This window comes from Streptomyces sp. AM8-1-1 (genome assembly GCF_032229325.1).
Lineage (GTDB): Bacteria > Actinomycetota > Actinomycetes > Streptomycetales > Streptomycetaceae > Streptomyces > Streptomyces achmelvichensis.
The window spans coordinates 5,019,418-5,034,218 of sequence record NZ_CP135086.1 but is presented as its reverse complement, the minus strand read 5'-3'; the positions used below and the strand labels follow the sequence as shown (position 1 = coordinate 5,034,218).

The 14,801-nt window shown below is 70.3% G+C and carries 13 protein-coding genes; 6 read left to right on the top strand and 7 right to left on the bottom strand.

Features of this window, described 5'->3' with window-relative positions:
* The first annotated feature begins 95 nt into the window (after positions 1-95).
* Together RPQ07_RS22700 and RPQ07_RS22695 are read left to right on the top strand one after the other, a co-directional pair.
* On the top strand, positions 96-671 hold the full coding sequence (locus RPQ07_RS22700; RefSeq protein ID WP_313946011.1) for a GNAT family N-acetyltransferase: 576 nt from the start codon (positions 96-98) through the stop codon (positions 669-671).
* Between the two features lie 127 nt (positions 672-798).
* Complete coding sequence (locus tag RPQ07_RS22695; protein WP_313946010.1) at positions 799-1,962, top strand: winged helix-turn-helix domain-containing protein; 1,164 nt, start codon at positions 799-801, stop codon at positions 1,960-1,962.
* Here the strand turns inward: RPQ07_RS22695 and RPQ07_RS22690 are convergent.
* The 7 genes from RPQ07_RS22690 to mtnA form a co-directional block, all read right to left on the bottom strand.
* Positions 1,955-2,704: a response regulator transcription factor gene (locus RPQ07_RS22690; protein ID WP_313946009.1), complete on the bottom strand. Its 750-nt coding sequence runs from the start codon at positions 2,702-2,704 to the stop codon at positions 1,955-1,957. The two genes, RPQ07_RS22695 and RPQ07_RS22690, sit on opposite strands and share 8 nt — an antisense overlap.
* A gap of 198 nt (positions 2,705-2,902) precedes the next feature.
* Positions 2,903-3,592 carry a ribosome hibernation-promoting factor, HPF/YfiA family gene (gene hpf / locus RPQ07_RS22685; protein ID WP_313946008.1) on the bottom strand — a complete coding sequence of 230 codons (690 nt, stop codon included), beginning with the start codon at positions 3,590-3,592 and terminating at the stop codon, positions 2,903-2,905.
* A gap of 332 nt (positions 3,593-3,924) precedes the next feature.
* Positions 3,925-4,650: a ComF family protein gene (locus RPQ07_RS22680; RefSeq protein ID WP_313946007.1), complete on the bottom strand. Its 726-nt coding sequence runs from the start codon at positions 4,648-4,650 to the stop codon at positions 3,925-3,927.
* A 158-nt stretch (positions 4,651-4,808) separates the two neighbouring features.
* Positions 4,809-6,668: an LpqB family beta-propeller domain-containing protein gene (locus RPQ07_RS22675; RefSeq protein WP_413777766.1), complete on the bottom strand. Its 1,860-nt coding sequence runs from the start codon at positions 6,666-6,668 to the stop codon at positions 4,809-4,811.
* Positions 6,658-8,676 carry an MtrAB system histidine kinase MtrB gene (gene mtrB / locus RPQ07_RS22670; RefSeq protein ID WP_313946006.1) on the bottom strand — a complete coding sequence of 673 codons (2,019 nt, stop codon included), beginning with the start codon at positions 8,674-8,676 and terminating at the stop codon, positions 6,658-6,660. Before mtrB ends, RPQ07_RS22675 begins: the two co-directional genes overlap by 11 nt.
* A gap of 1 nt (position 8,677) precedes the next feature.
* Positions 8,678-9,367: a two-component system response regulator MtrA gene (gene mtrA, locus RPQ07_RS22665; protein ID WP_187438793.1), complete on the bottom strand. Its 690-nt coding sequence runs from the start codon at positions 9,365-9,367 to the stop codon at positions 8,678-8,680.
* Between the two features lie 4 nt (positions 9,368-9,371).
* Positions 9,372-10,514, bottom strand: coding sequence for an S-methyl-5-thioribose-1-phosphate isomerase (mtnA, locus tag RPQ07_RS22660; RefSeq protein WP_313946005.1), 1,143 nt, complete (start codon positions 10,512-10,514; stop codon positions 9,372-9,374).
* 182 nt (positions 10,515-10,696) lie between these two features.
* Here mtnA and RPQ07_RS22655 point away from each other — a divergent pair, with 182 nt between their 5' ends.
* Genes RPQ07_RS22655 through RPQ07_RS22640 form a run of 4 tightly spaced genes read left to right on the top strand, consistent with a single transcriptional unit; the run spans position 10,697 to position 14,793 of the window.
* On the top strand, positions 10,697-11,923 hold the full coding sequence (locus RPQ07_RS22655; RefSeq protein ID WP_313946004.1) for a glycerophosphoryl diester phosphodiesterase membrane domain-containing protein: 1,227 nt from the start codon (positions 10,697-10,699) through the stop codon (positions 11,921-11,923).
* A 4-nt stretch (positions 11,924-11,927) separates the two neighbouring features.
* Positions 11,928-12,617 carry a DUF4129 domain-containing protein gene (locus RPQ07_RS22650; protein WP_313946003.1) on the top strand — a complete coding sequence of 230 codons (690 nt, stop codon included), beginning with the start codon at positions 11,928-11,930 and terminating at the stop codon, positions 12,615-12,617.
* Positions 12,614-13,813, top strand: coding sequence for a DUF4350 domain-containing protein (locus RPQ07_RS22645; RefSeq protein ID WP_313946002.1), 1,200 nt, complete (start codon positions 12,614-12,616; stop codon positions 13,811-13,813). The genes RPQ07_RS22650 and RPQ07_RS22645 overlap by 4 nt, the downstream gene beginning before the upstream one ends.
* The gene (locus tag RPQ07_RS22640) at positions 13,810-14,793 is read left to right on the top strand and encodes a MoxR family ATPase (protein ID WP_313946001.1); all 984 of its coding nucleotides are present in this window, start codon (positions 13,810-13,812) and stop codon (positions 14,791-14,793) included. Before RPQ07_RS22645 ends, RPQ07_RS22640 begins: the two co-directional genes overlap by 4 nt.
* The last annotated feature ends 8 nt before the right edge of the window (positions 14,794-14,801 follow it).

Below are 14,801 nucleotides of genomic sequence, written 5' to 3'. Positions count from 1 at the left end.
TTACCCGCAATGAGAACGCGCGGGACGCGCCGAAGGTGCCGGTGAGGTACGAAAAGTGCTCGCATCCGTCCCCTGGGCGAACCAGAATCCGGACCATGGAGCCCATCACTCTCACGACCGAGCGCCTGCTGCTGCGTACCTTCACGCCCGACGACACGGAGGCGGTCCTCGAGTCCTGTCAGGACCCCGACATCCAGCGGTGGACCACGGTCCCCTCGCCGTACGAACGCGAGCACGCCGCCGAGTTCACCGGTCAGATGGTCCCGGAGGGCTGGCGCAACGGAACGATGTGCACCTTCGCCGTCCTGCCGCGCACCGGCGGCCCGCTGATGGCGTCCGTCGCGGTCACGCTGCGTACCTTCTCGGGCACCTGGGAGATCGGCTTCTGGACGGGCAAGGAGTTCCGGGGGCGCGGGATCATGGCGGAAACGGTGGGCGCGGTGGCGCACTGGACCTTCACCAGACTGGGCGCGACCCGGCTGGAGTGGCGCGCGGAGGTCGGCAACACCGCCTCGCGCGCGGTGGCCGAGAAGGCCGGCTTCGTGGTCGAGGGGGCGCTGCGCGCGGCGCTGCTGAACAAGGACACCCTCAGGGACACCTGGGTGGGCTCGCTGCTCCCGTCGGATGTGGGGCTGCCGACGCCGCAGCCGTATCTGCCGACGAAGAACTGACCCGGGAGCCGATCCGACGCGGGGCGGATACGGCACGCCGCTGCCGGTGCGGGAGCGGGCATGGGGGCGGATCCGGCCGGGATCGGCTGCGGGACCGATGTCAGTGCCGCCGTCTATCGTGCGGACCATGACGACGCTGCCGCCTCCCGCCGCCGATCTGTCCGCCGACGAGGCCCGCCGTATCGCGCTGCGGGCCCAGGGGTTCCTGGGCGCGCCGGACCGACGCGGCGGGGTGCGCGGGGTGCTGCGGCACCTGGGCGCCGTGCAGCTCGACACGATCTCGGTGCTGGCCCGCTCGCACGAGCTGATCCCCTACGCGCGTCTCGGCGCGGTCGGCCGCCGCTCGGTCGAGGACGCGTACTGGACCGAGGGCCACAGCTTCGAGTACTGGTCGCACGCGGCCTGCATCCTGCCCGTCGAGGAGTGGCCGCACTTCGGGTTCCGCCGCCGGGCCTACCGCGCCCGCCCGCACTGGTCGCACGATCTGCCGGACGGCGCCTACGAGACCGTGATCAAGCAGTTGCGCACCGAAGGCCCGCTCACCGCGACGGAGTTGGGCGGCGCGAAGAACGGCGGCGAGTGGTGGGACTGGTCCGCCTCCAAGGTCGCCGTCGAGCGGGCCCTGATGTACGGCGAGGTGGTGTGCACCGAACGGCGCAGCTGGAAGCGGGTGTACGACCTGGCCGAACGGGCCATCCCCGACGATCTCCTGCACACCGAACTGGACGACGCGGAGTGTCTGCGCCGGCTCGTCCGGCTCGCCGGCCGGTCCCTGGGCATCGGCACCCGCGCGGACATCGCCGACTACCACCGTCTCAAGGGCGAGCAGTTCGACGCGGTGGTCGTGGACTCCGGTCTCGTACCGGTGACGGTCGAGGGCTGGTCCAAGCCGGCGTGGGCCGATCCCGAGGCGCTGGCGACCGTGCCCCGGGGCCGCCACCGCACGACCCTGCTGTCCCCGTTCGACTCACTGATCTGGGAGCGTGCACGGACGGAACGCATCTTCGGCTTCACCCACCGGCTCGAGGCGTATGTCCCGAAGCCCAAGCGGGTGTACGGCTACTTCGCCATGCCGCTGCTCGCGGGCGGGAAGCTGCTGGGGCGCGTCGACCCCGCGCGCGAGGGCACGACGCTCGTGGCGAGGCATGTCTCGCTCGACACCCCGAAGGCCGTGGCGCCCATGGCGCAGGCCCTGCGGGAGGCCGCCGAGTGGGTGGGCTGCGACACGGTCCGGATCGAGCGGGTCGACCGCCCCGAGCTGCGGGCCGGTCTGCTCGCCGAGCTCACCTGATCTCGAGGATCTTCTCCCGCATCGCGTAGACCACGGCCTCCATCCGGGAGTGCAGCTGAAGCTTCTCCAGGATGTTGCGGACGTGGTTCTTCACGGTGTTCTCCGAGATGAACAACTCCTTGGCGATGTCACGGTTGTTCATGCCCGTGGCCACCAGCTTGAGCACCTCCAGCTCACGCTCGGTGAGCCGCGGGGCCGGCACGAGCCGGCGCTCGTCGGTGCGCTGGATCATCGACTTGAACTCGGTGAGCAGCTTGGACGCCATGGACGGGCTGATCTGCGACTGTCCGTCAGCCACCGCGCGGATGGCCGTCGCGACCTCGTCGGTGGAGATCTCCTTGAGGAGGTAGCCGGTCGCACCCGCCTTGATCGCGTCGTAGAGGTCGGCCTCCTCGTCGCTGATCGTCAGCATGATGATCTTCGCGCTGGGGGCCACCTCCTTGATGGAGGTACAGGCCTCGATACCGCCGCGCCTGGGCATCCGCACATCCATCAGCACGATGTCCGGCAGCAGGTCCGCGGCCTTGTCCACCGCCTCCGCACCGTCGCCCGCCTCGCCGACGACCTGGATGTCCTCCTCCTGCGCGAGGACGATCTCCAGTCCGCGCCGGAAGAGGGCGTGGTCGTCCACCACGAGGACACGGATCGGCTCCTGTCGGGAGCTGCCCCTGTCCGCGTCGGTCTCGACGACCGTGTCTGCGGCGTCGCCCGCGGCGCGTACCGGCCCGAAGCTGTCCGCCATCGTTCCTCCCCCTGAAGGCAGTGGCCTGAAGGTCATGTGTGGTTCACCAACCTCAGTGCATGGCACACGGGTTGGCTTCCTGACGCCATGCTTTCATGCCGGGGCGACAGTGCGGTCGTTCCAGGTCGCACGGTGGTGCCCCCGAGGGCGCGCTGAGCGCTCAGGGGCACCACCGACCTGCGGTTCTGTGCGACGGCGTCAGCCGCCGAGTGCACCTCCGGCACCGCCCGCCTCGGAGCCGGCCAGCGGGTCGCTCTCCAGGTGGATGACGCCGTAGTCGTAGGCGTGCCGCCGGTAGACGACACTCGGCTGCTTCGTCTCGGAGTCGACGAAGAGATAGAAGTCGTGTCCGACCAGTTCCATCTCGTAGAGGGCCTGGTCGAGCGTCATCGGCGCTGCGGTGTGGAGCTTCTCGCGGACCACCAGCGGTCCCTCGCCCTGCACTTCGAGCGAGCCCATCCTGGTGGTGGGAACGGTCTGCGGTGTCTCCACGGAGCGAAGCTGTCCGTTGCCGTTCAGCTCAGCCACGCCGGGCACGACATCGGCGACCTCGGCTGCCGAAATCCGGCCGCTGCCACGTCGGTTGTGGCGCTTGTCGTGCTGCTTGCGAAGCCTGCCTTCCAGCTTCGCCGTTGCCAGGTCAAGCGCTGCATAGGGGTCGGCGGCCGCTGCTTCTGCCCGGATCACCGGGCCCCGCGAGTGGAGGGTGATCTCCACGCGGTCGGAACGGTCGGCCTGCCGCGGGTTGTGCTCCTTGGACACCTCGACGTCCAGGCTGATCACCTTGCCGTCGAGCTTCTGGATCTTGTCCAGCTTCAGCTTCTCGGCCACGTGCTTGCGGAACCGCTCAGGCACCTCTGTCTTGCGGCCCTTGACGACGATGTCCACGCAGAACTCCGTTCCGGATTGCCCCGCCTGCGCGTCGGCTGCGGAGCGTCTCCCTCTTGCACCAGACCCCGGTGTGTGCCGGAGTCTCGGACTAGGCGACTTTCACCTCCTCCTCCCCCGGAGACAAGATCTCCACCCCACCAATTTTGAGGTTGTCGTAGCCTCGAATCCCTGGCCGGAAGCATGGCAGTGCATTCGGTGAGGTCCGGGCTTTCCCCATTCCTCACAACCGAACATAGCCCTATCGGACGGGTCTCGGCACCCGCTACCAGCGCGTACCTCCGTTCAGGGCAATTTCGGCTCTCACTACCTGCAACGTTGCGCGTTCCCTGTCAGTTCCGATTTATTTCGAAAGCCGAGGGTGGGACTGCGACGACCGCCGCGGCCGGCTCGTCGAATCCGGTATATCCCTGTCCCATGGCCGCACGGAGCGCCCGCGCCGCCTCCGCCAGCGACGCGCCCGTGGTCATCAGGTCGTCCACCAGCACCGCTCTGCCGCCCTCCAGAAGCCGTCCGGCGCCGCCGACGACCACGAGGGCCCCGGACAGATTCGCCACCCTCTCGCGGGCCGTCAGGCCCGCCTGGTCGGCCACCTCACGCCGCTGCCGCAGCACCGGCAGCGCTCTCGCCCTCGTCCCCGTGCGCCGCAGCTCCCCCGCGGCGGCCAGCGCGATCCTGCGCGCCGCATCATGTCCCCTGGCCCGGACCGCGCGCCGCGCCGACGGCACCGGTACGAGCAGCAGCGGCTCCACTCCCCGCGTGGCCGGGGACGCCGAGGCCCGCACCGCCCCGGCCAGCGCGACGCCGAGAGGCCGGGCCAGCCCCAGAGCGCCACGCTCCTTGTGCGCGATCAGCACCGCGCGCACCCCATCGGCGTAAGGGGCGGCGGCATGGACCTCCGGCAGGCCCACCGGCTCGGGGTCGGGCCTCGCACGGCGCGCAGAGGAGCCGTACAGCTCATGCGCGCATTTCTCGCACAGCGGCGTGCGGGGCACGCCGCAGCCTCCGCATGCGGCCGGCAGCACCAGGCCGGAGATTTCCTGCCACCACCTCCGCATGACCACCACTGTGCCCGCACTCCGGAGGTCCGGCCACCCCTGTGGACAACTGCCTGTGGACAACCAGCCTGTTGACCGGACCACGTCGCAGGGCACCCCCCGGCTGCCGGCGGGACACGGCGCCAAGAGCCCCGAGAGTCGATGGGGCCACCAGGCTCCTAGCCGGGGTAGACCGGAGCCCTGCCCTTCTCGACGATCGGCTGCCAGTTGGCACCCGCCGGAAGTCGCACGATGCCGTCGTCCTCGGAGTACGCCACGAGCGGGCGGTCCTCGCCGTCCGCCGCGGCGACCGACTGCACACCGTTGAGACCGGGCAGCACGCCCGTGTCCCAAGTCGAGCCGTCCGTCTGGATGTAGCGGACCTGCTGCACACCGCCGGATTCCTTGCCGACCACCACGAGCCGGCTGGGGCCGGCCCACGAAACGGCCGTGACGGTCTCCATCCGCGGTGCCGCGGGCTCCAGTTCGGCCACGGTCACCACCGGATTGCTCTTGGGCCCGCGCTCCACCCGCCCGATCTTCAGCGTGGTCTTGCCGTTCTCCGTCAGAAGCAGCGCGACGCGCGCGCCGTCCGCGGACACCTTCACGGACTCGATGCGCGCGGCGCCCAGAAGGGGAACGTTGACCTTCTGCGGCGTGCCCTTGCCGCCCACGAGACGCAGCAGCGCCGGGTTCTCCGGGTTGCGGTCGGCGATCCACAGGTCCTTGCGGCCGTCCCAGCTGGGTGCCGACAACCGGGTGTCCTGCGTCTTGCCGAGGCTGCGCACCACGGGGGCCGCCAACTGGGAATCGGTCTCGATCGACGAGACGTAGAGGCTGGCGAAGTCCTTGGAGACCGCGGCCGCGGTGTCCTCGTCGTGTGCCACCGCGACGACACTGATCGGCAGCTGTCCGTCACCGAACGGCCCACGCACGTTGGCCGGCGTGGCCGCCTCCTTCGTCGCGCCCGACAGCCATGCGAGCCGGTTCTTGGCATCGACGAAGTACGGATACACCGGCTTCCCCGACGCGCGGTCGGGCGCGTAACCGTCCGCCTCGACGCTGTCGAGCACGCACAGCTGCGTGCCGTTCGAACGCTCCAGCTCCACCTGCTCGACCCGGGTGGACGACAGCTCCCTCAACGTGAGCGAGATCTGCGCAGCCATCTTCTTGCACTGCTCGCGGCCGACGTTGGACGCCTTCTCGTTGAGAGGCACCTTCAGCACGTTCCGGTCGTCGAACGCGAGGGACGTGACGCCGCTCTTCAGCGCCGTACCCCGCGGGAAGCGCGAGTCCACCACCGGGTCCAGCCAGTCCGTGGGCCCGTCGAGCAGCGCGTTGACCGACTGCGTCACGGGATCCATCCGGGTCACCGGATCCATCCGCTGACGGATGAAGACCGGGTCCGACACAACGGTTTCCCCTGCTCCGCCCGGCGCCGCGGCGAAGTAGTACTTGTTGATGGAGACATAGTTCCGCTGGAAGTCGGACGCGCCGAGCAGGAGGCCCGGAGGCGGGCTGTCGATGCGCCACTCGCCCTTGCCCTCGATGCCGCCCTGCCGGGAGAGATGCATCGTCCAGTCGTAGTCCTCCGCCTCGGTCGTGCTCGCCTGGAAGGCGTGCTGCGAGTCGACCACGGCGATCTGCTTGCCCTTGATCTGGTAGCTGGTCCCCGTGCTGACCCCGCCCACCGCGGCCCGGCCGCCGGTGGGAGCCGTCTCCAGCACCGTCGTACTGGCGTCGGGCCGCCACTTCTGCGACGCCTCCGGCGTCAGATACGTCCGAGCGATGGCGAAATTGGCATCGTCACTGGTCATCGCCTCGAGGAAGCCGTTGACGATCTCGTCGGCGGCCGCTCCCTTGCGGGGCTTCACCGCGTACACCTGCACCTCGGAGTCGGCGCCCGGGGACGCCTTCACGGGACGGATGTCACCGGTGTCGGGCATCGAGGCACAGCCGGCCAGCACACCGCCGGCACCGAGCAGCGCGACCAAACGCAGCGCGCCTCGACGTCCTCTACGACGCGGATCAGCGCCCACGGTTGGTGTCCTCCCGGTCGGAAGCAGGCTGTGCGAAGGCGGAGTCCTGCCGTTCGTTCCCCGGTCGCGCCACGACACGGGCTCCGTTGCCGGGCAGTGCGGTCGGGTCCACGCCCTGAGGGGGCGTACGAGGCGGCACCGGAGCACCCGGCGGTACGGAGAGCGGAGAACGGTCCGACACGGCCTGAACGGGCACGGACGCCAGCAGGTGCCCGTTCAGGTGCGGGCCGGCCACCTCGGCCAGGGCGCGCTCCCGGTTCTGCCGCGAGTCCTCCGGCTCCAGGGGTATCGGCGAACCGCGCAGCGGCTCGTCCGCGGTCCGCGGCAGCGTCAGCCTGAACTGCGAACCGCCGCCCGGCTCGCCCCATGCCTGGAGCCAGCCACCGTGCAGCCGCGCGTCCTCGACGGCGATGGACAGACCGAGACCGGTACCGCCGGTGGTACGCGCCCGGGCCGGATCGGCCCGCCAGAAGCGGTTGAACACCCGGGTCGCCTCTCCGGGCTTCAATCCCACGCCGTAGTCCCGTACGGCGACGGCGACCGCACCGCCGGCGACCGCCATGCGCACGATTACGTCCCGGCCCTCGCCGTGCTCGACGGCGTTGACGACGAGGTTGCGCAGCACCCTCTCGACGCGGCGGGCGTCGGCCTCGGCCACGACGGGCTGCTCGTCACCGACCACGCGTATCCGAGTGCCCTTGCGCTCGGCGAGCGGCTCGGCACCACCGATCACCCGCCGTACGACTTCGCGGAGGTCTATCGGCTCGGCTTCCAGCGCGGCCGCGCCGGCATCGAAGCGGCTGATCTCCAGAAGGTCCGAGAGCAGCGACTCGAACCGGTCGAGCTGGTCCCCGAGGAGCTCCGCCGAACGCGCGGTCACCGGATCGAAGTCGACCCGGGCCTCATGGATGACGTCGGCCGCCATACGCACCGTCGTCAGCGGGGTCCGCAGTTCGTGGGAGACGTCCGAGACGAAGCGCCGCTGCATCCGGGAGAGCTCCTCCAGCTGCTGGATCTTGAGCTGAAGGCTCTGCGCCATCTTGTTGAAGGCTTCACCGAGTCTGGCGATGTCGTCCTCACCGGTGACCTTCATCCGCTCCTGGAGACGGCCGGCGGACAGCCGCTCGGCGATCCCGGCGGCCATACGCACCGGTGTGACGATCTGCCGCACCACGAGCCAGGCGATGGCACCCAGCAGCACAACAACGAACAGCCCGGCCGTGGCCAGCGTGCCTCGGACCAGATTGAGCGACTGCTCCTCCTGCGCGAGCGGGAAGACGTAGTACAGCTCGTACGGATATTCCTCGATGTCGTTGAGCCGGGTGCCGACGACCAGGCCGGGCTCCGGCTCGTGATCGTCGTTGTACTTGATCTGGATGTACGTCTCGTACGTCCCCGTGCCCTGGTCCACGGCCTCCCGCAGCTCCTGCGGAATGCTGGACGGGTCCACGCTGCCCGAAGTCCGCGGGAAACGGTTGCCCGCGTTGGCGGCGTCGGCGCTCAGCGCCACCACGTTGAACGCGCCCTGGCCGCCACTGGCCAGCTGTTCCACGAGGTCGGAGCGCCAGCTCGTCGCCGTACGGCCGCCCGCGCCGCCGTCCTGCGCGCCGGACTCGGTCCGCAGATTGGCAGCCCGCTCCCGCGCCACGGCGAAACCGCCGGCCGCCTGGCTCTGCGCCGCCTTCGCCTTGGCGTCGAGCAGGCCGTTACGCACCTGCCCGATGACGACGAACCCGAGGAGCGCCACCACGCCGAGGGACATCAGCAGCGTCATCGCGACGACCCTGAGCTGGATGTTCCGGCGCCACAGCCGCACAGCGGGCAGCAGCGGCCGGCGGACCCAGCGCAGGAAGAGCCGGAGTATCAGACGGCCGGGATCGCCGTTTCGACCCGACCGCCCGCCACGCAGCAGGCGGCCGAATCGCGACGTCTCATGCCCCGGTCCGGCAGCCCGCCCCGTACGGACTCCCGGCTCCCCGGGCTTCGGAGCAACGCTGCCTCGGGTCATATCAGCTCGGTCCGGCCTTGTAACCGACACCACGTACGGTCACCACGATCTCCGGACGCTCCGGGTCCTTCTCGACCTTGGAGCGCAGCCTCTGGACGTGCACGTTCACCAGCCTGGTGTCGGCAGCGTGACGGTAGCCCCAGACCTGCTCGAGCAGCACCTCACGGGTGAACACCTGCCACGGCTTACGGGCCAGCGCGACGAGCAGGTCGAACTCCAGCGGGGTCAGCGCGATGGACTGTCCCTCCCGCTTCACGGAGTGACCGGCCACGTCGATGACCAGGTCACCGATCGCCAGCTGTTCCGGCGCCGGCTCCTCCGACCTCCTCAGCCGCGCCCGGATCCGGGCGACCAGCTCCTTCGGCTTGAACGGCTTCACGATGTAGTCGTCGGCCCCGGACTCCAGGCCTACCACCACGTCCACGGTGTCGCTCTTGGCGGTGAGCATCACGATCGGCACGCCGGACTCCGCCCTGATCAGGCGGCACACCTCGATGCCGTCCCGTCCGGGCAGCATGAGGTCCAGCAGCACAAGATCCGGTTTTGCCTCACGGAAAGCGGCAAGTGCCTTGTCGCCGTCCGCTACGAACGACGGCTCGAAACCTTCACCACGCAGCACAATCCCGAGCATCTCGGCCAGTGCGGTGTCGTCATCGACGACAAGGACTCGTCCCTTCATAATCGACATCATCCCATTAGCTAATCGTTACCTGGCGTGACCTGGCACACAGCTCCGCGATTCCACTGCCGGTGACCGGCGACAACGCCCCCATTTCGGTGACGATCGCCGTGACCAGATCCGGCGGCGTGACATCGAAGGCCGGGTTGTACGCCTGGGTCCCCAGCGGCGCGACGGGAAGCCCGCCACCCACTGCTCCCGCGGCCGCAGGAACCTGCGGGGCGGTGACTTCCGTGACTTCGTGTCCGGCCCTCTGCTCCACCTCGATCGACGCCCCGTCCGGCGTGCTCAGGTCCACGGTCGTGGTCGGAGCGACCACGATGAACGGCACATGGTGGTACTTCGCCAGCACGGCGAGCGGATAGCTCCCCACCTTGTTGGCCACCGAGCCGTCCGCGGCTATGCGGTCGGCGCCTATGAGTACCGCATCCACCTCCCCCGCGGCGAACAGGGAGCCCGCGGCACTGTCCGTGAGCAGCGTGTAGGGCATCCCGTTGCGAGCGGCCTCGTACGCCGTCAGCCGCGCCCCCTGGAGTAGCGGCCGGGTCTCGTCCACCCACAGCCGCCGCAGCTCGCCGGCCCGGTGGGCGTGAAGAGCCACGGCGAACGCCGTGCCCTCCCCGCCCGAGACCAGCGCACCGGTGTTGCAGTGGGTCAGGATCCGATGCCCGCCGCCCGGCAACAGCTCATCGAGCAGAGCGAGCCCGTGACCTGCCATCTGGGCACTGGCCTCGGCGTCCTCCCGGTGCAGCTCCCTGGCGGCCGTCAGAGCCGCCTGGGCGGCCTCCTCGGGCCCCTTGTCGGCCGCCGCCCGGTATGCGGCGACCGCACGCCGCACCCCGTAGGCCAGGTTCACCGCGGTGGGCCGCGCTCCCTCGAGCAGTGGCGCCGCCTCCTCCACGTCGTAACCGCGTGCCGCAGCGAGCGCCACACCGTAGGCACCGGCGATGCCCAGCAGAGGAGCCCCTCGCACGGCGAGTGTCTGGATGGCCTGCACGAGGGCGGGCACATCGGTGCAGACCAGCTCGACCTCCTCGGCAGGAAGCCGGGTCTGGTCGAGAAGCACCAGCACGGGCCCTTCCGGAGGCTCGCTCCAGCGCAGCGCGGGAAGCGGGGGCGGCTCGTCGCCCACCGGGTTTTGTGCGTACTGATCAGCCATCCGCCCAGTCTGCCCGGTGAGACTCCGACAATGAAGGTGCGAAGGAGATACAGGGCCCCGCCCACCAGCGGGCCCCGCGTGGCACGATGGCTGCCAGCCTGCCGACCCGATACACCGACAGGCCCTGTGAACGCTCCGGCTCGCCGAGCCGGCACCACAACCAGTGCATGAGGTGGACGACGGTGAACGACACTCCGGGCTGGGCCTCGCCCGGATCCGCTCCCTCCAACGGGCAGGACGACGCCGGCGTACCGCGGCCCGCCGGGCCCGCCGACGAGAGCGGCCCCGCCTCGAAGTGGTCCAAGGAGCAGCCGCCCGCCGGCCAGTGGTCGGCGCCGACGGGACCGCCCCAGACTCCTCCGCAGGCTCCCCCGCCCGCCCCGGGCTGGGGCGGCGGCCCGCCGCGCGGCGCGTGGGGCGCGCCCCCCGCGGCCAAGCCGGGTGTCATCCCGCTCCGCCCGCTGGGCGTCGGCGAGATCCTCGACGGCGCGGTCTCCACGCTGCGCGCCCACTGGCGCACGGTCCTGGGCATCACGATCACCGTCTCCGTGATCTCCCAGATCTGCAACATCCTCGTCGAGCGCTACCTGCTTCCCACACCCCCCGAGGTCGACCCCGACGCCGACCCGTCGGAGGCGCTGCGGCAGTCCGTCGACTCGCTGCAGGCCAGCCTGGTGGCCATGGGCCCGTCGATCCTCATCGCGCTGGTCGGCACACTCTTCACCACCGCCCTGCTCACGATGGTCATCAGCCGCTCCGTACTGGGCCGCCCGGTCAGCCTCTCCGAGGCCTGGCAGGAGGCTCGCCCTCGGCTGCCCCAACTCCTCGGCCTCACCCTGCTGCTGCCGCTGATGAGCGCGGGAATCATGGGCGTGGCTCTGGTACCCGGTCTGCTGATCGGCGGCGGCGCCGGGGTCGCGCTCGCCGTCCTCGGAGGACTCGTCGCCGGACCGGTCATCCTGTGGCTGATGGTCCGCTTCGCCCTCGCCTCGCCCGCCCTGATGCTGGAGCGCCAGGGCGTCATCCAGTCCTTGCGCCGCTCCGCCAAGCTGGTGCAGGGCGCCTGGTGGCGGACGTTCGGCATCATCGCGCTCACGCTGCTGCTGACTCTGCTGGTGTCGATGATCATCGCGGTGCCGTTCAGCGTGATCGCATTGGCCGTGGACGGCACCGGATTCAGCGACCTCTTCTCCGGCACCACGCCGGAATTCGGCTGGGCCTTCCTGATCATCACGGGGATCGGCTCGGTGATCGCGTCCTCCATCACCTACCCGATCTCCGCGGGTGTGACGGTGCTCCTCTACATCGACCAGCGCATCCGCCGCGAGGCCCTGGACATCGAACTCGCCCGGGCCGCAGGCGTATCCGGCTACGGCTCCGAGCCGCCCGGCACCCCCGCCAGGGGCTGATGCGGTGTTCACCACGGGGGGTGTGACAGCAGTGCGGGCGGCCCTGGCCGCCGGCGACGACGTACCGGTGGACACTCCTCGGATACCCGCCAGGGAGGCTGCGGAGCGCGAGCTGTCGAAGCCGATGTACCACGAGAACGACCCGAGCCTGCTCCAGCGCGCCCTCGACCGCTTCTGGGAGTGGGTGGGCGGCATCTTCGACACCGCCTCCGGCGCCACCCCCGGCGGCCCGCTCGGCCTAGTCGTCGTCGTCCTGCTGGTCATCGGCCTGATCGCCGCCCTCTGGTGGCGACTTGGCACCCCCCACCGCGCTGCGACCTCGGCCGACTCACTCTTCGACGACGTCCCCCGAAGCGCGGCGGAACACCGCAGCGCCGCAGAGACCCACGCGACGGCCGAACGCTGGAACCAGGCCGTGCAGGAACGCATGCGTGCCATCGTTCGCTCGCTGGAGGAACGCGCCCTCCTCGATCCGCGTCCGGGCCGCACCGCCGACGAGGCGGCTGCAGAAGGCGGCCGTTCCCTCCCCGACCACACCGCCGGACTGCGGGCCGCCGCCAGGGAGTTCGACGACGTCACATACGGCGGGCGGACTGCCGACCGGCAGGCGTATCTGCGGTTGCGGGACCTCGACCTCGAACTGGAGCGGGCCAAGCCCCAACTCGCCGGCGCGTCCCGAGGAGCAGCCGGATGACCGGGGTTGCCCCCAGCTCCACCTCCATGTCCCCCACCGGCCGCCAGGTGTGGACCCGCACCCGCGGTCTGCTGCTGGCCCTGGTGATTCTCCTGGTGGCGGGCATCGCCATGGCCGCACTGCAGTCCGGCGACCAGCACGGCCGCCTCGACCCGCGCTCGGCCGACCGTCTGGGCAGTCGCGCCGTGGCCGAGATCCTCAAGGACAGCGGCGTCTCCACCCGTGTGGTCACCACTCTGGACGAGGCAACTGCCGCTGCCGACACGGACACCACACTTCTGGTCGCGATGCCCGACCTGCTGACGGACAGCCAGCAGGAAACCCTGCGGGCGGCGACGGCAACCTCCGGCGGACGCACCGTGCTCGTCTCCGCCGGTGCCGCATCCGTCGAGACTCTGGCCCCCGGGGTGCGCGCCGACACCCCCGCCCCTGTCGCGGCCCGCACTCCCCAGTGCTCCTTCGCCGCTGCCCTCAGAGCCGGCAACGCCGACCTCGGCGGCGAGCGCTACGTCACCAAGGCGACCGGGACCGACGCCTGTTACCCGAGCGAAGGAATGCCCAGCCTCGTCAGGATCGACGACTCCGACGGCGGCGACACCGTCCTGCTCGGTGCCCCCGACATCCTGTACAACGACCGCCTCGACCAGCGCGGCAACGCCTCTCTCGCACTTCAACTCCTTGGTTCCCGCCCTCATCTGGTCTGGTACCTCCCCTCGCTCACCGACGGCTCCGCCACTCAGGACGGCACCGATGCAGACACCGACAGCACGTTCTTCGATCTGATCCCTTCGGGCTGGCTCTGGGGCACCCTCCAACTGACGCTCGCCGCCGCCCTTGCAGCCATCTGGCGTGCCCGCCGTCTGGGCCCCCTCGTCACCGAACGGCTGCCGGTGGCCATCCGGGCATCCGAATCGACGCAGGGACGCGCCCGCCTCTACCGCAAGGTGAACGCCCGTGACCGCGCCGCCGCAGCGCTGCGCTCCGCCACCCGCACCCGCCTCGCGCCACTTCTCGGCGTCTCCGCCCTCGACGCCCACTCTCCCGAGGTGCTGCTCCCCGCCGTCTCGGCGCGCCTGGCCGCCGGCGACCGGGATCTCACCGCCCTGCTGTTCGGGCCGGCTCCGGCCGACGACACCGCACTTGTTCACCTGGCAGACCAACTCGACGCCCTCGAAAGAGAGGTACGCACCTCATGAGCGCCCCGACACCCGAGACAGCTGAGAGCTCGGACCGCGCCCGCGCTTCCCTGGAAGCCCTGCGCACCGAGATCGCCAAGGCCGTGGTCGGCCAGGATCCCGCTGTCACCGGACTCGTCGTGGCCCTGCTCTGCCGCGGCCATGTCCTTCTCGAAGGCGTACCGGGAGTCGCCAAGACTCTCCTGGTCCGCGCACTCGCGGCATCGCTCGAACTCGACACCAAGCGTGTCCAGTTCACCCCCGACCTCATGCCCAGCGATGTCACCGGCTCGCTCGTCTACGACGCGCGCACCGCAGAGTTCTCCTTCCAGCCCGGTCCCGTCTTCACCAACCTTCTGCTCGCCGACGAGATCAACCGCACGCCTCCCAAGACACAGTCCTCGCTCCTCGAGGCGATGGAGGAGCGCCAGGTCACGGTGGACGGCACGCCCCGCATGCTTCCGGATCCCTTCCTGGTGGCGGCTACGCAGAACCCCGTGGAGTACGAGGGGACCTATCCCCTGCCCGAAGCCCAACTCGACCGCTTCCTGCTGAAGCTGACCGTGCCGCTGCCTTCGCGGGACGACGAGATCGGCGTGCTGACCCGTCACGCCGAAGGCTTCAATCCGCGCGACCTCCACGCGGCGGGAGTGCGGCCCGTCGCCGGGCCCGCCGACCTGGAGGCGGCCCGGGCCGCCGTCGCCAAGACCTCGGTCTCCGCCGAGATCACCGGCTATGTGGTCGATATCTGTCGTGCCACCCGCGAGTCCCCCTCACTCAGTCTCGGTGTGTCCCCCCGAGGCGCTACGGCCCTGCTGTCCACCGCCCGCGCGTGGGCGTGGCTCACAGGCCGCGACTACGTCATCCCCGACGACGTGAAGGCCCTGGCCCTGCCGACTCTGCGCCATCGGATCCAGCTCCGGCCGGAAGCGGAGATGGAAGGAGTCACCGCCGACTCCGTCATCACCGCGATCCTCAGCCACGTCCCCGTCCCCCGCTGAGGCCGCGC